Consider the following 19,636-nt stretch of genomic DNA (forward strand, 5'->3'; position numbering starts at 1 on the left):
AGGTATGCATATTTATGCACGGCGTGTTGGGCGAAAGACAATCCCAGCACGCAAAAAGCCTTTTACGAGGACGTCATTTCGACGCAAGGGCGAGCAGCCAGTCGGCTCTATCGCCTGCAGTGGCGTCATCGGAACAGATGATCATCACCGTATCGTCTCCGGCTATGGTGCCCAGCACCCCATCGATCGGCTGCTTGTCGATCACCGACGCCACGTATTGGGCGGCACCGGAAGGCGTGTGCACCACGATGAGGTTGCGGGCGGCGGCCACCGAGGTGACCAGACCGCTCAGCACACGGGACATCTGCGCCTCCGTGCGCTCCCCCATCGCATCCCCGTCCGGCGCGGCGGCACCGCGTTCGACCGCGTATGCCACCGTACCGTCCTTCAACCGGGTCTTCACCGCATGCATCTCATCCAAATCGCGGCTCAGCGTAGCCTGCGTCACCGCGATGCCCTCAGCGATCAGTATTTTGGAAAGCTGCGATTGCGAGGTGACGATATGCGTGGCCAACGCCTGCTCAATGGCACTGAGCCTGGCTGCCCGGGTGGCCGGCCGCTGCAGCGACGGAGAGGAGTCGCTCATGCCAGCAGGCTTTCGTCCCCGCGGGCCTTGCCGGCCAGCCATGTCATCAGCGCTTTCTGCGCATGCAGACGGTTCTCCGCTTCATCCCAAACCACGGATCGCGGCCCGTCAATCACCTCAGCGGTGACCTCCTTGCCACGATATGCAGGCAGGCAATGCTGGAAGAGCGCATCCGGCTTGGCGAGCGCCATCAATTCGGCGTTGACCTGATAGTCCCAGAACGGCTTGGAACGAATGGCGTATTCGGCTTCCTCACCCATCGAGACCCACGTGTCGGTGAACACGCAGTCGGCATCCTTCACAGCTTCACGGGCATCGGTGGTGACCAGTATGGAACCACCGTTCTCGGCTGCGATGCGTTCGGCGTCGGCGACGATATCCGGACGGGGCAGATACCCCTGCGGACCGGCGACGCGCACGTTCATGCCCGCCACAGCGCCACCGAGCAGATAAGAGTTGGACATGTTGTTGGCCGCATCGCCCACGTAGGCGATGGTCTGGTTCTTCAGATTGTCGACGCCACCGCGGTGCTCGGCGATGGTCTGGAAGTCGGCGAGGATCTGGCACGGGTGGAAGTCATCGGTCAGCGCGTTGATGACGGGATGGGTGGAGTACTTGGCCATTTCCTCCACGCGGTCCTGGCCGAAGGTGCGCCATACCACGCCGTACGCCATGCGGTCGAGCACGCGTGCGGTATCGGCGACTGGTTCGCCGCGGCCGAGCTGCGAACCGGACTTGTCGATGACGAGCGGGTATCCGCCAAGCTCCGCCACGCCGATGGAGAAGCTGGAACGGGTTCGGGTGGATGGCTTGTCGAACAATACGGCGACAGCCTGGGGGCCTGCGAACGGCTGCTTGTAGAAACGGTCGTGATGGAACTTGATGGCGAGTTCAAGCACCTGCTTCTGCTCGTCATGGTCGAGATCGTCATCACGCAGCATGTGTCGTAATTCTGGGGTCATGGTGTTGCTCCTTTACGGTTCGGCAATCAGTCGTTGGGCAGATCAACGGGCACGGTCTTGAGTACGGCGAGGGCTTCGTCAACGTCCTGTTCGGTGACGATCAGCGGCGGGGCGAACCGCAGCGCGTCAGGTGCCACTGCGTTGACGATCAGCCCGTGCTCGAGGCAGTAGTTCATCACCGCGTGCGCGCACGGGTGCTTGAGTTCCACGGCGTCCAGAAGCCCCGCTCCCCGCACGGACACGTACAGCGGATTACCGGTGGCCATGATGCCTTCGCGCAGCTGCTTGCCGCGCGCTTCGGCATTGGCAACCAGATCATCCTCCTCAATGACTCCGAGTGTGGCGAGGCCCGCCGCGGCGCCCAGAGGATTGCCGGCGAATGTGGAGCCATGCGAACCCGGCGTGAACAACGCGGCGAGTTCGGCGCCGAATGCGATCATGCCGCCCATCGGGAAACCGCCCGCCACACCCTTGGCGAAGGTGACCATATCCGGAACCACGCCGCCGGCCAGATCCTCGCGCTGGAAGGCGAACCATGCGCCGGTGCGGCCGATGCCGGTCTGCACTTCGTCGATGATAAGCAGCGCGTGATTGATGTCGCACATCTCGCGCACGAATCGCACATAGTCGGCACCCAGCGGCTTGACGCCGGCCTCGCCCTGGATGAGCTCCAGGATCACTGCGGCGACCGGACCCTTGCCGTAATGGCCGATACCGGTCTGCGCGAAGGCGTCGTGCAGGGCGTATTTGTCACCTGGGCGCACGAACTCGATATTCGGCACCAACGGGTCATACTGCTTTCGGATACCGGGCTTCCACGTCGCGGAAAGAGCGCCCATGGTACGGCCGTGGAATCCCTGGGTCATGGCGATGATGCGTGCCGGCTTGCCCCCCACTGAGGGCAGGGCGCCCGGCAACGTGCGGCCGTACAGTTTGGCGAGCTTCAATGCGGCCTCGTTGCCCTCGGCACCGGAATTGCCGAAGTACACCTTGGAGCCTTCCGGAGCGCCCGCGAGCTTCACCAGCTTGGCGGCAAGTTCGATCTGCGGCTCGGAGGCGAAATAGTTGCTGATATGGGCTACCTTCGCGGCCTGTTCGGATACGGCCTTCACCCACTTGGGGTGTGCATAGCCGAGGGAATTGACCGCGATGCCCCCGAGGAAGTCCAGATATTCGTTGCCATCCACATCCCACAGGTGTGCACCTTGGCCATGGTCCATGACACGCAGCGGCGTACCGAACACGTTCATATGCACTCGGGAGTATTCACCCAGCCATTTGCTGTCTTCGTCCCCCAGTGTTTCCTTATGCTCGATTGGCTGTTCAGTAGACATAAGAGCTCCTCATTTCCAGTCCGTCCTCGGGCACGACCATGGTGCCTATACCAGCGGAGGTGAATATCTCGTTCAGGATCGAATGCGGTTTGCGACCGTCGATGATGTGGGCCTGTGGCACGCCGCCGTCGATGGCGCGCACGCACGCCTCCATTTTCGGGCGCATGCCGGACTCAAGATCGGGCAGCATGTCCCTCAGGTTCTCCACGCCGATGCGTCCGATCAACGAGTTCCGGTCCGGCCAATCGGCGTACAGGCCGTCGACGTCGGTCAGGATCACCAGCTTGTGGGCGCCTACCGCCGCAGCCAGCGCCGCGGCGGCGGAATCGGCGTTGACATTGAGCACTTCGGTGGCGTCCTCCTCGTTCGGCGCGACCGAGGAGACGACCGGGATCCGGCCTGCCGCCACAAGATCCTCAACGGCGGAGGCATCCACGGATACCACGTCGCCGACCAGACCTATGTCGGTGGGTTGACCGTCGATCACCGGCTTGCGCTGCGTCGCGGAGAACAAGCCCCCATCCTCACCGGACAAGCCAACCGCCAGCGGCCCGTGCGCATTGATCAGGCCAACCAGTTCACGGGAGACCTTGCCGGTCAGCACCATACGCACCACATCCATGGCCTCGGGAGTGGTGACTCTCAGTCCACCCTTGAACTCGGATTTGATGCCCAACGCCTTCAGCATCTGGGAGATCTGCGGGCCACCACCATGGACCACGATCGGATGGATGCCGACCTGGCGCAGGAACACCATGTCTTCGGCGAAGCACTGCTTGAGATGCTCGTCCACCATGGCATTGCCGCCATATTTGACCACGATGCGCTGGCCGGCGAACTCCTCCAGCCACGGCAGAGCCTCGATGAGCACTTCCGCCTTCTGATCGGCGCGCAGATCCGTATGCACGTCGAAGTGGAACCCTGGTCCCTTTACTTCACTAGCCATAAATCTACTGTTTTCCCCTCATATGTATTCAACCGAGTAAGGGTTTGATGCCGGTGCTCGTTGTCCGACCGTAAGGACTTGGCCTGAGCGGCCCGGAGCGTGTCGGACAACGAACACCGGTTCAACCCTCGCACGACCATTGCTCAGCTTTCGTAATCGGCATTGATATGGACATACTCATGGGTGAGGTCGTCGGTCCAGACCGTGGCGCATGCATCCGAACCGGTGTTCAGATCGATATCGATGTGCACCTCCCGCGGGGTCATATCGACCTCGCTGCGGTCGCGTCCGGCTCCGCCGTTCTCGCAGATGCGCACGCCGTTCACGTCCACGGTCACCTTGTCGGCATCATACGGCGCCACATCCTCGGGCACGGTACCCAGCGAGCTGACGATTCGGCCCCAATTCGGGTCGTTGCCGGAGATCGCGCATTTGAGCAGGTTCGAGGCGGCCACGGCACGGCCGCAGGCCAACGCCGCTTCCTCGCTGGTGGCGCCGGTGACGGTGATACGGATGTCATGGGACGCGCCCTCGCCATCGCCGATGATCTGTCGCGCGAGGCTGGCGCATGCCTGACGGACCAGATCGTTGAACTCGTCCTTGTCCGGCTCCACGCCGGAGGCACCGGATGCGAGCAGCAGCACCGTGTCATTGGTGGACATGCAGCCGTCCACGTCGATGCGGTTGAAGGAGTGTTCGGCGGCCACCGTCAGCGCCGCCTGCAACTGTCCGGCGGAGACCACGGCGTCCGTGGTGATGACGCACAGCATCGTCGCCAGCTGGGGCGCGATCATGCCGGATCCCTTGACCATGCCACCGATCTTCCATCCGGTAGTGCCGGTCAGTTCGACCGTCTTGGGCTTGGTATCGGTGGTCATGATGGCATGGGAGGCGTCCGCACCGGCATCCGCAGTGTCCGCCAACGCGGCGTAGGCTTTCTCGGCGCCATCCAGCACGTGGTCAAGTGGCAGGAGTTCGCCGATCAGGCCTGTGGAACACACCGCCACCCGATCGGACTCGACGCCGACCAATGAGGCCACCTTCTCCGCAGTGGCCTTTGACTGGGCGTATCCGGCCTCCCCGGTGCATGCATTGGCACCGCCGGAATTGAGGATCACGGCTTTGACGTGACCGTCCGCGACGATGCCGCGGCTCCACTGCACGGGAGCGGCGCAGAATCGGTTCGAAGTGAACACGCCCGCTGCGGCATCCAACGGTCCATTGTTGACCACGAGGGCCAGGTCCTTCTTGCCGGCGACTGCGGAAATGCCGGCCTGAACGCCAGCGGCTGAGAATCCTTGGGCAAAGGTAACGCTCACGGTGCTACTCCAATCTTGGTCAGACCTGCGTCTTCAGGCAGGCCCAGTGCGATGTTCAATGATTGCACGGCCTGTCCGGCTGTGCCACGGTTCAGGTTGTCGATGGCCGCAAATGCGTACAGACGTTGGGACCTGCGATCCACGACCACCTGCAGGTGCGCGGCGTTGGATCCGATGATGTTGCCGGTTGCCGGCAGCATGCCTTCCGGCAACAGCACCATGAAGTCCTGCCCCTCATATGCCTTGGACCATACGGCTCGTATGTCCGCGTCGCTCATGGCGAGGGCCTTGGCGTTCATGCGGGCGGAGACGGTGGCGAGAATGCCACGTGACATCGGCGCCAGAATGGGTGTGAATCCAAGCGTGAATTCACTGGCCGCCGCAGCACTCGCTCCGGAGGCATGGGCGAAGTTCTGCAGAATCTCCGGGATATGACGATGCGTTCCCCCCACCGAATACGGCAAGGCGGACTGCAACGCCTCGGAAGCGAGCAGATTCGTGCGTTTCAGGTTCTTGCCGGCACCGGAATAGCCTACGACCAGATCGGCCACGATATCCTTGGAATCCACGAGCCCCTCGGCGATGGCCGGCTGCAATGCCAGCGTCGTGGCGGTGACGTTGCAGCCCGGTCCGGCGATGCGCTTGGCACCGGGCAGGGCCTCGCGCTGCCGGGTGTACGCACCGTCCGGGTTCTTGCCGGTGATAAGCTCGGGCATGCCGTATGTCCAATGCTCATAGAAATCGCCACCATAGAACTCATCCCAAGCGGACCTCTTCTCAAGGCGATGGTCGGCACCAAGATCGACGACCACCGCATCGGGGTCGAGCTGCGCCGCGAGCTTGCCCGATGCGCCATGCGGCAGCGCGAGGATGATCACATCGTGGCCGTTCAGCACCTCCGGCGTGGTGTCTTCCACCGTCAGATCGGCAAGCTGGGGAATATGCGGCATATGTTTCGCCATGGAATCCCCCACGGACGAATGGCCGGCCACGCATGTGACCTCGAAGTCGGGGTGGGCCGCAAGAATGCGCAGCGCCTCACCTCCGGCATATCCCGTGGCACCAGCCACGGCCACTGAATATTTCGGCATACTCATCTCTTTTCCATTGAAGCAACAGAGACGAGTATACATGATTATGCAAACTTATGCATAGTTATGCAATGGTGTGTTGGACGGCATCATCGGGGCGTCATAACATGGACGACCACGACAATCGGATGTCTGCTGATTCCGGCCTCAACAGGCAATGGCGAATCAGGCGGAGATGGAATCGCCGGATGATCCCGAGCCGCCGACAAACTGCTGCAGGGCATCCTGATACAGAGTCATCGGATCATAGCCGTTGAACGTCATCCACAGCACCGCCAACGTGTACAGCACGTTGAGCACCACTGCAGCCACGGCCAGGCCAAAACCCTTCATGTGGAAGGTGCGGGTGCGCCACATGGCCACGATGCCCATCAGCGCAGAAAGCACCGGTACCGGGAAGAAGAGCGCCAACACGAATGAGATGATCGCATACGAATCCCAATGCCCATACAACGGGTTCTGATTGGGGTCGTTCAGATCGACACCGTTATAGTATCGGGGCTGATGAGGCTGTGCACCCTGGTTCGCGGGCCCGCCGAATTGATTGCCATATTGATTGCCTGCATTGTAGGGCTGCCCTTGAACGCCCGGGTAGCCACCCAGATAATACCCTTGCGCATTCTGGGACTGTGCAGCTCCGGCATTCTGTGTGCCGTCGGCCTGCTGCTGGTTGGGGTCGGGATCGGGAGCACCATAGATATACGGGTTGTAGTTGGGCCCGTACTGGCCAGACATCGCACCGTATTCAGGCTTCTTGTACTGCCCGTATTGCGGTGATTGCTGTTCCGGCTGGTTCATGGTGCTCCTTTGATTCGACTTGCTGGAGGTGGTCTGCGGTTCAGGCCACCAGTGGGTCAGGCGCGCAATTGCGCACCGATTTGCGCCGCTTCGGCCACGATGGCCTGACGGATGGCATCGCTGTCTTCTGCGGATAGCGTCTTGCTCGGGGAGCGGAAGACGACGGCATAGGCCAGGGACTTCTTGCCTTCGCCCACCTGCTCGCCGGTGAAGACGTCGAACAGCTCGATTGATTCGAGGTTGGCGCCTGCGGCCTTGCGAATAACATCCTCGAGCTGTGCGGCACTCACCGTGTCATCCACGGTGAAGGCCAGATCCTGCTTGACCGGCGGGAACGTGGAGATCGGCTTGGCTTGAACCGGCTTGCCCGTCAGCGTGGAGAACAGGTCGGTGAGGTTCAGTTCGAAGGCCGCGGAGTGCTCGGGGAAACCGAGCGCCTCGTTGACGCGCGGATGCAGCTCGCCCACCCAGCCGACGAAGACTTCGCCGGCCTTGACGCGGGCGGCACGACCCGGATGCCATTGTGCAGGCACATCGTCCGCCTTGGGCTGGTCGAAAGCGATCACAGCGCCAATACGACCAGCAATGCGGCGCACAGCCTCGACGGCGTCGGACCAATCCACCGGACGTTTGTCACCGAGCCAGCCGGAATCCTCGGCCAGGCCGGTCAGGATGCCGGCCACATGGTCGGGCTGATCCGGCAGACCGGCGTCGAGCGCGGCAAGTTGCTCATCCGTCGGACGCACGCCGCCCGGCAACGCCGGAATGGCGGGGGCGTCTGGGTTCCACAGATAGACATGGCCGAGTTCATACAGGGATACGTTCTCGATGCCACGGCGTATGTTGCGCTGAACCGTGGTGGCCAGGGTCGGCAAGATGTCGCGGCGCAGATACGGACGGTCACCATACAGCGGGTTGGCGATCTCCACGCTGACCTTCTTGGTCTGTTCGGCGTCGTAGCGGAAAGCCTTGTAATCCTCGTCGCCCACGAATGGGTAGCTCAGCGCCTCCACCATGCCGTATTCGGCCAGTTCGTCGGCGATGCGACGGCGACGCAGCTGGTTCGGGGTCAGCCCGACCAATCCCTCGACCGGAGCAGGCGGCACAGTGACGGGAATCTGGTCATAGCCGACCAGACGGGCGATCTCCTCGACCAGATCGCACGGCGCATTCAGGTCAGGACGCCATGTCGGCGGGGTCACGGAGAATTCGCCGTTGCCGCCACCGGCCACAGTGCACCCGATGTCGGTGAGAATATCGGAGACACGATTGATGTCCACGTCGAGTCCTGCAACGCGCGCCACCTCGGAGGCCTTGAAATGAATGACCTTGGGGCGAACCGTGTTATTCACGTCATTCGGGTGTTCGCTGGGCTCACCGTTGCCGTACTTGGCGAGCAGCTCGGACGCCATCTGGGCCGCTGCGGGCTGCAGAGCGGTGTCCACGCCGCGCTCGAATCGACGGGACGCCTCGGAGGGGATCTTGTGGCGGCGCGCGGACCGGGCGATCGTCACCTGGTCGAAGTGCGCGGCCTCCAGCAGGATGTTCTTGGTATCGGCGGTCACTTCACCATACAGACCACCCATCACACCGGCAAGGCCGAGGATGCGGGAGCCACGGGCGCCATTCGGCGAATCGGTGATCAGCAGGTCCTCGACGCTCAGCTCATGCTCTTTGCCGTCAAGCGTGGTGAGCTTCTCGCCCGCATTCGCGCGACGGACCACGATCGGGCCTTCGAGCTTATCCAGATCGTAGGCATGCATCGGCTGTCCGAGATCCAACATCACGTAATTGGTCACGTCCACAGCCAGAGACAGGGAGCGCATGCCCGCACGGGTCAGACGGCGACGCATCCAGTTCGGGGTCTTGGCGGTCGGATCGAAGTTCCGCACCACGCGCGCATAATACCGGTCGCAGCCGGGGACGCCATGAATCGGATTGTTGTCCTCAATCTCGATATCCATGTCAAGCTGTGTGCCGGGTGCGTAGTCGGCCGGTTCCGGAGCCTTCTCGTTCAGCGCCACCGCCGGATCGGTGTACGGCTCGCCCGTGGAGTGATGGTATTCGCGGGCCACACCACGATAGGACAGCGTGTATCCGCGATCGGGCGTGATGTTGATCTCCAGCAACGGCTGATCGAGATGCAGCAGATGCATCGCGTCCTGACCGGGCTGCAACGCCTCGTATTCGGCTTCGGTGAAGCCATACTCGTGCAGCAGGATGATGCCGTTGTGGTTGTCCCCGAGACCGAGCTCACGCTCGGAAGCGCACATGCCGTTGGAGATGTGGCCATAGGTCTTGCGCGGCTCGATCTTGAAATCACCGGGCAGCACGGCACCGGGCAGCGTGACGACGACCTTCTCGCCAGCTCTCATATTGGGAGCGCCGCAGATGATGCCACGTGGCACCTTGTTGCCGTTCTCGTCGGTCTCGTTCCATTCATCGCCGCAGTCCACATGGCACCAGTTGATGATCTTGCCGTTCTTCTGCGGTTCCGGAGTGGCGTCGACCACATAGCCGACCACGATGGGACCGGTCACCTGCGAAGCGTGGATCTCCTCTTCCTCAAGACCCACTTTGACCAGATCCTTGGCGAGCTGCTCGTAGGTCAGTCCTTCGGGAACCTCGACATGGTCCTTGAGCCAATCAATGTCGATCATAGGCATGGCTGAATCACTCCCCCATCACAAACTGTTCGGCGAAACGCACGTCACCTTCGACCAGGTCGTGCATATCGTTGATGTCGCTGCGCAGCAGCAGCGTGCGCTCCATGCCCACGCCGAAGGCGAAGCCGGTGTAGACCTCGGGATCGATGCCGGCGGACTTCAATACGTTCGGGTTCACCATGCCGCAGCCGCCCCATTCGAGCCAGCCGGGGCCGCCCTTCTTATCCGGGAACCACAGGTCGAGTTCGGCGCTGGGTTCGGTGAACGGGAAGTAGCTCGGGCGCAGGCGGGTCTTGGCTTCCGGACCGAACATGGCCACGGCGAGCTTGTCCAGCACACCCTTGAGATCGGCCATGGTCAGGTGCTTGTCCACGGCAAGCGCCTCGCACTGGTGGAACACCGGGGTGTGCGTGGCGTCCAGCTCGTCGGTGCGGAACACACGTCCCGGGCTGGCGATGTACAGCGGCACGCCGCGGGTGAGCAGGGCACGAACCTGATCGGAGGAGGTCTGCGTGCGCACCACCATATTGGAGCCGACGAAGCCGGCGGCGTCCTTGGCCTGGTTGCCCTTGACGTAGAAGGTGTCCTGCATCTGACGGGCCGGATGGTCCGGGCCGAAGTTCAGGGAGTCGAAGTTGTACCATTCGGCTTCAATCTCCGGACCGGAGGAGATCTGCCAGCCCATGGAGATGAAGAAGTCCTCGACATCCTCCATCAGCTTGGCCAGCGGGTGACGCGCGCCAAGCGGCTTGCGGTCCACGGGGAGGGTCATATCCACGGTCTCGGCTGCGAGCGCCGCCTTCTCAGCTGCTTCCTTGAGCTCGATCTCCTTCGGCCCGTAGGCACGGCCGAAGTCGGCGCGCAGCTTGCTCATCAGCTTGCCGGCGTCCTTCTTCTGATCCACAGGCAATGAACCGATGGCCTTGCTGGCCTGGGTCATTGCGGACTCGGCTCCTGCGTACTTCGTCTTGATGGCTTTCAACTCCTCCAAATCGGAGGCGTTCTGGATTTTCTCGATGCCCTCGGCGACCGCAGCGGTCACCTGGTCGGCGTCGAACACCACTTGTTCTGCCACGAGAACCCTTTCGTTCGATGATTCCTCAACGCGGTTTTCTGTTGTTTGCAGCGTTTTCCAAACTCACATTGTTTCAATATGACCCGACATAGCCAAGCTCATCAGCATGACTGCGGCTGAGGTGCCGAGGTTCAGCGACTCGGCCTTGCCATACAACGGAATGGACACAATCCGATCGCATTTTCCAAGGATTTCCGGCTCCAATCCACGCGCCTCGTTGCCGAACAGCACGGCTTTGGCCTCGTCTGCCGACGCCGGGTCGGCGAGCACCTGGGGCAGGCTTTCCGGCCTGCGGTCCTCGGTGCCATACACATCCGCGGCCCACACGTCCATATCGTGGTCTTTCGCCCAGCCGAAGAACTCGTCGGTGCCCATGTGCAGCACGGGCAGATGGAACAGGGAGCCGACGGTGGAGCGGATGACCTTGGGGTTCAACGGGTCCACGCAATCGTCCACGAAGACCACAGCGTCGCAGCCGGCGGCGTCGGCAGCGCGAATCACCGTGCCGGCGTTGCCCGGGTCACGCACCTGCCAGAACGCGGCGATATGAGGCTTCCTGCCCAGCTTGAGATCCTCGGTGTCGCATTGCATCGCGCGCGCGTTGCCCACAGCGAGAATGCCCTGCGCATCCTTGCTGATATGACGGATGACGTCGCCGCTGCAATAGTGCACATAGATTGTGGAATCCTGCGACTTGTCCACGATCTTTTCCAACGTGGACGAGATGATGCGCGGATGTTCCAGCGCCTGAGAGACCTCTACGTACAGATCCTGCACCACGTCCGGCCTCCAGGTGACGGCTTCGCGCACCGCCTGCGGGCCTTCGATGAGGAAGCGTCCGGAGCGTTCGCGGCCTTTGTCGCGTACGAGGTCGGCGATGCGGCGCACTCGGTCGGATTTCGGATTGTCGAGAATCTGGGCATTGATAGGCATGGATTCCAGCCTACCGTCACGCCTACCGCAGAGCCCCTCGCGTAGTCACAATTCCTCTTGTTCTTCGATCTTGTTCCATCGTCTGCCATAGAGCGTCCGCTCATCGGCATTCAGGAAGACCACTGTACGATGAGCTTCGGCCGTTGTGCCTGCAGTTCCGCGGATGTCTACTGCATCTTCGTTTTCAATGTTTCTGTCTTGTCCCAGGAGTCGATCTGCGCCTGTAGTCGTTGGACGGTGCCATTGAGTTCTCCCGCCTTGTTCCACTCCTCTGAACTCAACGTTCCGGTCTGTCCCATATCGGCAATCGTTAAGTTCTCGTTCAGCCATCTTCAGCTGCGCTTGCGCATTCTTCCGATCCCGTTTGCTTCTCAATGATATGTAATCGGAAAGCCCCATACTTGCCGCTCTACGCATCACCTCGTATCGATTCCGCGCATCCAAGGCTGTCGCTTCCAGTTCCTTGATGGGTTGGAAGACGCTGAACATCTTCTCAAGCGTTTTCACGGCGTGGGCATCCGGCGCTTGAGCCGAGACGTTCAATGGTTTCGCATAGTCGATCTCATGCGACGTACTTACACGGGCAAAAGGTGCTGCCGCTTCCCTCCACGTCAAGTCCGGATCCCCCAAGCCGGCCTCATCCTTGAGCATATGACAAAAGTCCTCAATAGCCAGTGAACCAGAAAACACCGAATACGAGTCATCGGCATATTCCTTTATCCCACATTCGGCAAGATTATCCACGATTCTCTGTTTGACTGGAATCGCCGCGGTATCAATCTGATATGCTTTTTACCAGACAAGCGATGTGCTACTTGCCTAATAAATAATGGATACACTGCCTACTAAGGCGATGGAGTATCGGAGGCATCAATGGCTCGTCTTATGAAATCGGCACGTGGGATACTCGCTCTGGTAGTCTCATTCTCCGTAGCGCTAGTTTAGGGACTCGTGCCGATGACATCAGCAGATGCGGCAGAGATTGCAATCAGCGAAATGCCAAAAGAGTCCATACCTGCGGCATTCGGAGGAGAGCTTCACGGCGAAAATACCTCGACCGTCGAAGTGGATGGGCAAGGTACGTTGACCGCAACAATCAACTACGACACAGGAATCGTTACGGTCAAGGATCTCAATGGTGCCGTTCGCACTGAATCCCTAGCTGCGGTAGTCGCCAATGCGGCAAATGAGCTTGAGAAAATTCCTGCGGAACAACGTCAGGAACTTGTGAACAGTGCACAGTCGAGAATTACGACGCATGATGTATGCCCGTATCTTGTCGCCGCCATAGGAGCTGGTCATGACGCAGCATGGCAAGCCGCATTGAGTCTTGTCGGGGCGAATCCCGCCATCGCTGTGTTGGTGGGATTTGGTTTTGCATTCTTCTGGACGTGGGTTTCAAGTCACTGCTGAACAGGTTCTTTATTCATCTGCGGAGGTAAATCATGAAGTTAGTTAATCTCCTGCCTTTCCTAGGGGGACTCATCGCCTACTTGTCTGTGTGGTGTAAATGGCGGCATCCACATGACAAGGACCATAAACGCTGATCGGCGGCAAGGACCCCGTAGTGCAGGCAGCCGGCCTCATGAATATGAAGGACGGGAAAATCTTGTCTTTCGACGATCAGAGCGGCCATAAATGACTCCCAGGAACCACGCGAAGATTCAATCACACGAGGCTCTAAAGAGCAGGAGAACCGATGATCTCGCGCGAACCCCATCAGGAAGCATTCGATCTCCCCGGGCTACGCGACGTTTCAGTAGATGGTCACAAGTAGGTGTTCACAACCAGCCAACGGCTGAGCAGACACCGACGCAACGACCTGCGCGCCGCAACACAACCATCGACGACGGCATGAATCCGGAGCTCGTCGCAGGTGAAACATGTCGTTGAAGGCGTCGCCTGAGGCGGTTCCCGTCGGCTCCTGCGGCCCGTTGCAGGCGGAACAGGCACTTTTACGAGGCGGAATGCAGGTGAAACAGTGCTTTGAAAACAGGTCGCAGGTGTTTTGTGTACTTGTACGGAGATTTCCGGGCTCTACAAGTACACAAATCACCTGCAACGGATTCTACGAGTACACAAAATACCTGCAACGCACTCCAATAGCTCACGAAATACCAATGCGTCCTATGGGTTGTTCGAAATCCATCGGAGATCCAAGGGGCGAGTCCATTACCCGGGGAATACGCTAGAAGACGGTTCTGCGCTTCATCGAGCCCCATAATCATGATGTGCGAAAGACCACGAGGTCACGAAATCACCGGCTAGCTCCATGAATCATGGCTGTGCGTCCCACGACTTGCGGATCACAGTCGCGTCGGCAATGCTCACACGCCTTGGAAGGCGAAATGCCAGTAGCCGGCATGCACGGCGACACCGAGCGCGACGAGCGGAATCAACAGACAGATCACGCAGAACACGGCGTCGATTGGGTTGAGGCGCGAGACGCGGGCCGCCGAACGGGGACCTGTGCCGCCGAATCCGCGCGCCTCCATTGCGGTGGCGAGTTTCGTCGCACGGCGAATCGACAATACGAGCAGGCCGAACGCCTGCGAGAACGCGCGGCGTATGGCGTTGCCGTCGCCAAGACCACGCGAGCGCCGCGACAGACCGAGCGCACGCCAATCGTCCTGAAGCAGTGTGAACATGCGCATGCCGGCCAGACCGCCGTAGACGAAGCGCGGGGAGAAATGCAGGATCTGCACGAGGCCGTCGGCCAGATCGGTCGGGTCAAGGCCGAGCGCAAGCACCACGCCGGGGACGGCGATGGCCAGCACGCGCAGAAATGTGGCGCACGCGAGGTATACGGATCCCTCGGACACTACGATCCAGCCGGCGGACCACAGGATCGCACCGGAGGTGCGACCGTAGAGCAGCACCGAGATGAATCCGCCGGCCGCAGCGATCCACACGGGCCATGTACTGCGGCAGACGCGCAGCGGGTTCACGCCTCCAATCCACAGCAGTATGACCTCGAGTCCCAGCGCCACGGATGCGGACACCACGTCGAGGCTCACGAACATGGGGATGCACAGCAGCAGCGCGCCGATGATGCGCGCCACCGGGTTCACTTTCGCGATGAACCATGATGGCGAGGCGGGCTTCGCCGGTTCATTCCGCGCGGATGGCGGCGTGACGGTCACCATGTCATTCTTGGGCGTGCCGACCGTCCGATCAGCGAGAACAACATCAGCCGCCGCGCCAACACCTGTGCCAGCTCTTGTCTCATCCGCCACGGCCAACGCTATCGTCCTGTCCGTCCCAGTCATTTTCAGTTCACTCCCCCGCGAATCCGAACATGATGCGTCGCGCGTGCAACGCTTCGACGAGCGCCTCATCGTGCGTGACGACGATGACGGCGGAACCTCGGTCGCGCACGCCGGCGATGAGGTCGACCATCTCCGTCCATGTGGTGAAGTCCTGTCCGAACGTCGGCTCGTCCATGACGAGGATCTTCGGCGCGCTTGCAAGCATCGATGCAACGGACAGCCGCCTCTTCTCGCCGCCGGACAGCGTGTACGGGTTGGCTTTGGCGAAACGGCTCAGGTTCATGCGTTCGAGCATCTCGTCGGCGATGGCGTACGCCTTGGCATCGTCCGCGCCCATCGATTTGGGGCCGATGGCGACCTCGTCGCGTACGAGCGGCGCCGCGAACTGGTGTTCCGGCTCCTGGAAGACCATGCCGATGCGTCCGAGCAGTTCACGGCTTTTCCAACGGTTCGGCTCATCGCCTCGAGCCCCGTCGGCGATGTCCGCGCGAACACGGACGTGCCCGCTCAGCGGTTCGAGCAGGCCGGCAAGCGTCAATGCGAGCGTGGATTTGCCGGCACCATTCGGACCCATGAGGGCCGTCACCTCGCCTGATTGGAAAGCGAGGTCGATATGCTCGCCCAGTGCCGTTCCGCGACCGAAGCTCAGGTCTTCGGTAATGAGCGCCGGCCTGTCGCCCGAGGAGGCGTTGTCCTTCGGCTTACGGTCGGGAATCGCCCGCCCCGGCACCCATGCGCCACCGCCGGCGAGCAGATCGCCGTATCGGCCGAACACCTCATCCGGACTGCCGTCGGCGATGATGCCGCCTACAGGCGAGTCCGGATCCGGGTGTCCGATGACGATGACGCGGTCGATCAGATCCATCCACACGTCGATATGGTGTTCGACGACGACCAAAGTCTGTCCGGTGCGTGCGAGCACGTCACGCACCGCATCATGCACTTCGACCACGCCATCGGGATCGAGGTTCGCTGTCGGCTCGTCGAGCAGCAGCAGTCCGGGCTGCATGGCGAGCACGCCGGCTAGCGCGAGGCGCTGCCGCTGCCCGCCGGACAGGTGGCGCGTGGAACGGTCGAGGTCGATGTCCTTCAAACCGACCAGATTGAGCGATTCGCGAACACGCCGCCAGATCTCATCGCGTGGGATGTTCAGGTTCTCGCAGCCGAAGGCCGCGTCATCACCCACGCGCTCGAGAATGATCTGCGAATCCGGGTCCTGCAGCACGAGGCCGGCTTTGCCGCGGGCAATGCCGGCCTCGATGCCGTCGATGGTCAGGGAGCCTTCCTGCTCACCTTCGTCGGATCCGCCGAGTACGCCGGCCAATCCGGCCATAAGCGTGCTTTTGCCCGCCCCTGAGGCGCCGAGGAGCAGCACATGCTCGCCGGGCTGGATGTCGAAGTCAAGCCCGCGCAGGGCAAAGTCCTTTCGTGTGGCGTGACGCCATCCCCACTGCTTTGCCTCGAGATGGGCGGGCGTGATGCGCATCAGACGCGCGCCTCGGCACGGCCGGAGGCGAAGCGGTCAAGCACGCCGGTAGCGGCGATGGCCTTGTGCAGCGCCCACATGAGCGCGCCGGCGAGCACGATGCCGGAGATGATGGAGCCGACCAGGTACCAGGTCACGCGCATCGCGTTCCAACCGGGGTTGGTCATCCAGTAGTAGGCCCAGCAGCCGACGCCGGCGAGGGCACCGGACAGCATGGTGGTGACGATGTTCCACTTCTTCCACATGAAGATCGCGAAGCCGATCTCAGCGCACAGGCCCTGCATGATGCCGACGATCAGGGAGCCGCCGACGCCCCACTGGTTGCCCAAGGTGAGCTCGAGGAATGCGGCAAGGGTCTCGGCGAACAGCGCGGCACCCGGCTTGCGCACGATGATGGCGGCCAGCGGGCCGGCGAACAGCCAGAAGCCGTTGAGCAGGCCTTCGAAGCCCGGGGTGACGGCTTCGAACAGGGCAAGGGGGGCTGCGCAGACGATGTCCCAACCCCAGAAGATGACGCCGGATGCGACGGCGATGATGGCGGCGACGACGATATCCACGACGCGCCACTTGTAGTTTGCTTTGGCGACGGCTTCAGCCATGATTGTGCCTTTCCTTCTTCTCTCATGCGATTCACGGCATAGTGGCCGCGTATCACATCGGGTTCAGGCACGGGTATGTAAGAGCGACAATTCCGTGGACGGCATTGCCCGTCCAAGTTCCATCGGTCGAGACTCAGCGTCTCCTCTCAGCCGCCCTTCGGCAGCTCCCGTGTCAACTCCCCGACTATAAGGCAAGCCGCCGCCAAAGGCAATAGAGGAATCCTGAAACCGGTGCCTTCCCGGATCATGTGATCATCACGATGAGTGTCAGCCATCGCGATGATCACACAGCCGACATCCGGCGCAAGGCCCGCGAGCCTTTCGTGAGCCGCTACCTGCCGAGCTTGTCGAGCAGCAGCGCCTCGGTGATCACGTTGTGCTTCAAGCCGTACAGCGAGATGGACTCGTTCGGGCTGTGGGCGTTGGCCTTCGGGTCCTCCGGGCCGGTGACCAGCACCTGAGCGGACGGGAACAGGCGCTGCAGTTCGGGGATGAACGGGATGGAGCCACCCTGACCCTGATTGATCGGCTTGACGCCGAATGCCTCCTCCATGGCTTCGAGCGCGTCCTTGGTGGCCACGGCGTCCGGATCCATGGCCCAACCCATGCCGTTCTCCAGCTTGGTCACCTCGATCTCAGCGCCGAACGGAGCATGCGACAGCAGGAACTCGGCCAACGCATCCTGAGCTTCTTCGGGGCGCTGGCTCGGAGCTGTGCGCAGGGACAGGCGGAAGCGGGTCTCGGGGGCGATCACATTGAACGAGCCGTCCACCGGATGCGCATCGAAGCCGATCACCGTCAGGCTCGGCTTGGTCCACAGACGTGATGCCAAGGAGCCGGAACCGGCGAGCACGTATCCATCGACCACGCCCGCATCGGCGCGCACGCCGGCTTCGTCGACGTCCTGCTGCAGGCCTCCGACCGGCTCCTGCGCGGCGATGCCCGGCACGGCGATATCGCCATTCTCGTCATACAGGGAGGCAATCAGCATGGCAGCAAGCGTGTTCGAGTCAAGAATAGGCCCACCGTACTGGCCGGAATGCACCGGATGCTTCAGTCCGCGCACGGTCACGTCCACGCAGGTGTTGCCGCGCAGTGACGTGGTCAGGGACGGGATTTCGGCGGACCAGTTGCCGGAATCGGCCACGATGATCACATCGGAGTCGAACTCGTCCTTATGGGCGCTGATGAACGGGATGAAGCTCGGCGAGCCCATCTCCTCCTCCCCCTCGATGAACACCTTGATATTCACCTTGAGATCGTCGCCAAGCGCCTTGAGCGCACCGGAATGGATGGCGATGCCGCCGCCGTCATCGGCGGATCCACGGCCATAGAGCCGTCCGTCGATTTCAGTGCCCACGAACGGGTCGGTGTCCCATTCGGCAGGATCGGGCACCGGCTGGACATCATGATGGGCATACAGCAAAACGGTCGGGGCGTCCGGACTGACCATACGAGAACCGATGACCTCCCACGCGCCCGGGGTGCCATCCTCATTGGACGCCTGCACCACCTTCGCGTCCACGCCCACCAGTCTGAGCTCCTCGGCCACGAACTCGGCAGAACGCTTCATATGGTCTGCCGTGATGCCTTTGGCGGAGACGGACTGCAAGGCGATCTTGCGCCTGAGCACTTCGACGATACGGTCCCAATCGGCTTCGACGCGCGCGCGAACCTCGTCTACGGTGAGTCCTGCCATGTGTGTCCTCCTTATATATCAGTCATATAAAAGGCGTCATTGCAATGGTTACGCCCAAGGAACATGTGTCTGAACGTCACCGTAACCTCTAAGCATGACATGGAATCCGTTCAAGAAGAAGGAAGAGGCCCAGACTCCTGTTGAGCAGGCCGCACCACAGAAGAATCCGTCCGAAGGCAAGGGCCGTCCGACACCGAAGATGAAGAAAGCACAGGCCGCAGGCATCCGCCCGCTGGTACCTGCGGATCGCAAGGCCAGCGCGAAAGCCGCCAAAGCCCGCATGCGCGAACGCGAGAACGCCGAATACGAGGCCATGCAGAAGGGCGACATCAACCACATGCCCAAGGCGGAACGTCTTCCGTGGCGCATCTACATCCGTGATTATGTGGACGCCCGCATCAACCTTGGCGAATGGTTCATCCCGGTGGCGTTCGGCATTCTGATCGTGTCCATGGTCGTGTCCTCGCTCTTCCCGAACGCCTGGGCGTCGCTGATCATGATGATCATCATGTACGGTTATCTGGCTGCGATCATCATCGACGTCTGGCTGATGTGGCGCAAGCTCAAGCCGAAGCTGATCGCCAAGTACGGCGAGGCATCCGTGGCCAAGGGTTCCCGCTCGCTCACCTACGCCTGGAGCCGCTCCATTCAAATGCGTCGTTGGAGGCTGCCGAAGCCGCGCTATCCGAAGCGCGGCCACTGGCCCGAGGACTAGCATCCTTCATCAGAAATTCGTTGACGAATTCACTACCCCTCAGTCCCGCTTCGCGGGCCAGCTCCCCTGACAAGGGGAGCCATACTAGTGTCTACTCCTCATACCTCTGTTATGTAATGAATCAACTCCCCTCGCTTCGGTTGAGGGGAGTTTTATTA

The 19,636-nt window shown here is 61.4% G+C and carries 17 protein-coding genes; 2 read left to right on the top strand and 15 right to left on the bottom strand.

Going from position 1 to position 19,636, the window contains the following annotated elements; translation table 11 throughout:
• Positions 1–73 precede the first annotated feature (73 nt).
• The 11 genes from BW14_RS10755 to BW14_RS10805 all read right to left on the bottom strand — a co-directional run bounded on the left by BW14_RS10755 (position 74) and on the right by BW14_RS10805 (position 12,454).
• Positions 74–586, bottom strand: a complete 513-nt coding sequence (locus BW14_RS10755) for an arginine repressor (protein ID WP_140490577.1) — start codon at positions 584–586, stop codon at positions 74–76.
• On the bottom strand, positions 583–1,548 hold the full coding sequence (gene argF, locus BW14_RS10760; protein ID WP_044088591.1) for an ornithine carbamoyltransferase: 966 nt from the start codon (positions 1,546–1,548) through the stop codon (positions 583–585). Before argF ends, BW14_RS10755 begins: the two co-directional genes overlap by 4 nt.
• Positions 1,549–1,574: 26 nt before the next feature.
• Positions 1,575–2,882 carry an acetylornithine transaminase gene (locus tag BW14_RS10765; protein WP_044088592.1) on the bottom strand — a complete coding sequence of 436 codons (1,308 nt, stop codon included), beginning with the start codon at positions 2,880–2,882 and terminating at the stop codon, positions 1,575–1,577.
• Positions 2,872–3,828, bottom strand: coding sequence for an acetylglutamate kinase (gene argB, locus BW14_RS10770; RefSeq protein ID WP_044088594.1), 957 nt, complete (start codon positions 3,826–3,828; stop codon positions 2,872–2,874). Before argB ends, BW14_RS10765 begins: the two co-directional genes overlap by 11 nt.
• Before the next feature lie 143 nt (positions 3,829–3,971).
• Positions 3,972–5,147: a bifunctional glutamate N-acetyltransferase/amino-acid acetyltransferase ArgJ gene (gene argJ / locus BW14_RS10775; RefSeq protein ID WP_140490579.1), complete on the bottom strand. Its 1,176-nt coding sequence runs from the start codon at positions 5,145–5,147 to the stop codon at positions 3,972–3,974.
• On the bottom strand, positions 5,144–6,238 hold the full coding sequence (gene argC / locus BW14_RS10780) for an N-acetyl-gamma-glutamyl-phosphate reductase (protein ID WP_140462508.1): 1,095 nt from the start codon (positions 6,236–6,238) through the stop codon (positions 5,144–5,146). The genes argJ and argC overlap by 4 nt, the downstream gene beginning before the upstream one ends.
• A 165-nt stretch (positions 6,239–6,403) precedes the next feature.
• Positions 6,404–7,036: a DUF4190 domain-containing protein gene (locus BW14_RS10785; protein WP_140490581.1), complete on the bottom strand. Its 633-nt coding sequence runs from the start codon at positions 7,034–7,036 to the stop codon at positions 6,404–6,406.
• Positions 7,037–7,092: 56 nt separating this feature from the next.
• On the bottom strand, positions 7,093–9,702 hold the full coding sequence (gene pheT / locus BW14_RS10790) for a phenylalanine--tRNA ligase subunit beta (protein ID WP_140462510.1): 2,610 nt from the start codon (positions 9,700–9,702) through the stop codon (positions 7,093–7,095).
• Between the two features lie 7 nt (positions 9,703–9,709).
• Positions 9,710–10,777: a phenylalanine--tRNA ligase subunit alpha gene (pheS, locus tag BW14_RS10795; RefSeq protein ID WP_044088600.1), complete on the bottom strand. Its 1,068-nt coding sequence runs from the start codon at positions 10,775–10,777 to the stop codon at positions 9,710–9,712.
• Positions 10,778–10,840: 63 nt separating this feature from the next.
• Positions 10,841–11,710 (bottom strand): RNA methyltransferase, encoded by an 870-nt coding sequence (locus tag BW14_RS10800; protein ID WP_044088601.1) that lies wholly within the window; start codon positions 11,708–11,710, stop codon positions 10,841–10,843.
• A gap of 45 nt (positions 11,711–11,755) precedes the next feature.
• Positions 11,756–12,454 carry a hypothetical protein gene (locus tag BW14_RS10805; RefSeq protein ID WP_140490583.1) on the bottom strand — a complete coding sequence of 233 codons (699 nt, stop codon included), beginning with the start codon at positions 12,452–12,454 and terminating at the stop codon, positions 11,756–11,758.
• Between the two features lie 213 nt (positions 12,455–12,667).
• On the opposite strand from BW14_RS10805, the gene BW14_RS10810 reads away from it, so the two are divergent.
• Positions 12,668–13,123 carry a hypothetical protein gene (locus tag BW14_RS10810; protein ID WP_052382070.1) on the top strand — a complete coding sequence of 152 codons (456 nt, stop codon included), beginning with the start codon at positions 12,668–12,670 and terminating at the stop codon, positions 13,121–13,123.
• 914 nt (positions 13,124–14,037) lie between these two features.
• Here the strand turns inward: BW14_RS10810 and BW14_RS10815 are convergent.
• The 4 genes from BW14_RS10815 to BW14_RS10830 form a co-directional block, all read right to left on the bottom strand.
• Entirely contained in the window at positions 14,038–14,856 is an 819-nt protein-coding gene (locus tag BW14_RS10815) for an energy-coupling factor transporter transmembrane protein EcfT (protein ID WP_044088605.1), read from the bottom strand.
• Between the two features lie 130 nt (positions 14,857–14,986).
• On the bottom strand, positions 14,987–16,465 hold the full coding sequence (locus BW14_RS10820) for an ABC transporter ATP-binding protein (RefSeq protein WP_181162377.1): 1,479 nt from the start codon (positions 16,463–16,465) through the stop codon (positions 14,987–14,989).
• Positions 16,465–17,064: an ECF transporter S component gene (locus BW14_RS10825; protein WP_140490585.1), complete on the bottom strand. Its 600-nt coding sequence runs from the start codon at positions 17,062–17,064 to the stop codon at positions 16,465–16,467. The genes BW14_RS10820 and BW14_RS10825 overlap by 1 nt, the downstream gene beginning before the upstream one ends.
• 331 nt (positions 17,065–17,395) lie before the next feature.
• Positions 17,396–18,763 carry a dipeptidase gene (locus tag BW14_RS10830; RefSeq protein WP_140490587.1) on the bottom strand — a complete coding sequence of 456 codons (1,368 nt, stop codon included), beginning with the start codon at positions 18,761–18,763 and terminating at the stop codon, positions 17,396–17,398.
• A gap of 94 nt (positions 18,764–18,857) precedes the next feature.
• Between BW14_RS10830 and BW14_RS10835 the strand changes: the two genes are divergently transcribed.
• Complete coding sequence (locus BW14_RS10835) at positions 18,858–19,478, top strand: DUF3043 domain-containing protein (RefSeq protein ID WP_140490589.1); 621 nt, start codon at positions 18,858–18,860, stop codon at positions 19,476–19,478.
• The last annotated feature ends 158 nt before the right edge of the window (positions 19,479–19,636 follow it).

The organism is Bifidobacterium sp. UTBIF-68, from assembly GCF_006408855.1.
In the GTDB taxonomy this organism is placed as follows: Bacteria; Actinomycetota; Actinomycetes; order Actinomycetales; family Bifidobacteriaceae; genus Bifidobacterium; species Bifidobacterium reuteri.

Coding starts and splice junctions, on each gene's coding strand:
- BW14_RS10755 (WP_140490577.1), bottom strand. CDS start 586: ATGAGCGACTCCTCTCCGTCGCTGCAGCGGCCGGCCACCCGGGCAGCC.
- argF (WP_044088591.1), bottom strand. CDS start 1,548: ATGACCCCAGAATTACGACACATGCTGCGTGATGACGATCTCGACCAT.
- BW14_RS10765 (WP_044088592.1), bottom strand. CDS start 2,882: ATGTCTACTGAACAGCCAATCGAGCATAAGGAAACACTGGGGGACGAA.
- argB (WP_044088594.1), bottom strand. CDS start 3,828: ATGGCTAGTGAAGTAAAGGGACCAGGGTTCCACTTCGACGTGCATACG.
- argC (WP_140462508.1), bottom strand. CDS start 6,238: ATGCCGAAATATTCAGTGGCCGTGGCTGGTGCCACGGGATATGCCGGA.
- BW14_RS10785 (WP_140490581.1), bottom strand. CDS start 7,036: ATGAACCAGCCGGAACAGCAATCACCGCAATACGGGCAGTACAAGAAG.
- pheT (WP_140462510.1), bottom strand. CDS start 9,702: ATGCCTATGATCGACATTGATTGGCTCAAGGACCATGTCGAGGTTCCC.
- BW14_RS10800 (WP_044088601.1), bottom strand. CDS start 11,710: ATGCCTATCAATGCCCAGATTCTCGACAATCCGAAATCCGACCGAGTG.
- BW14_RS10810 (WP_052382070.1), top strand. CDS start 12,668: ATGACATCAGCAGATGCGGCAGAGATTGCAATCAGCGAAATGCCAAAA.
- BW14_RS10815 (WP_044088605.1), bottom strand. CDS start 14,856: ATGGTGACCGTCACGCCGCCATCCGCGCGGAATGAACCGGCGAAGCCC.
- BW14_RS10820 (WP_181162377.1), bottom strand. CDS start 16,465: ATGCGCATCACGCCCGCCCATCTCGAGGCAAAGCAGTGGGGATGGCGT.
- BW14_RS10825 (WP_140490585.1), bottom strand. CDS start 17,064: ATGGCTGAAGCCGTCGCCAAAGCAAACTACAAGTGGCGCGTCGTGGAT.
- BW14_RS10830 (WP_140490587.1), bottom strand. CDS start 18,763: ATGGCAGGACTCACCGTAGACGAGGTTCGCGCGCGCGTCGAAGCCGAT.
- BW14_RS10835 (WP_140490589.1), top strand. CDS start 18,858: ATGACATGGAATCCGTTCAAGAAGAAGGAAGAGGCCCAGACTCCTGTT.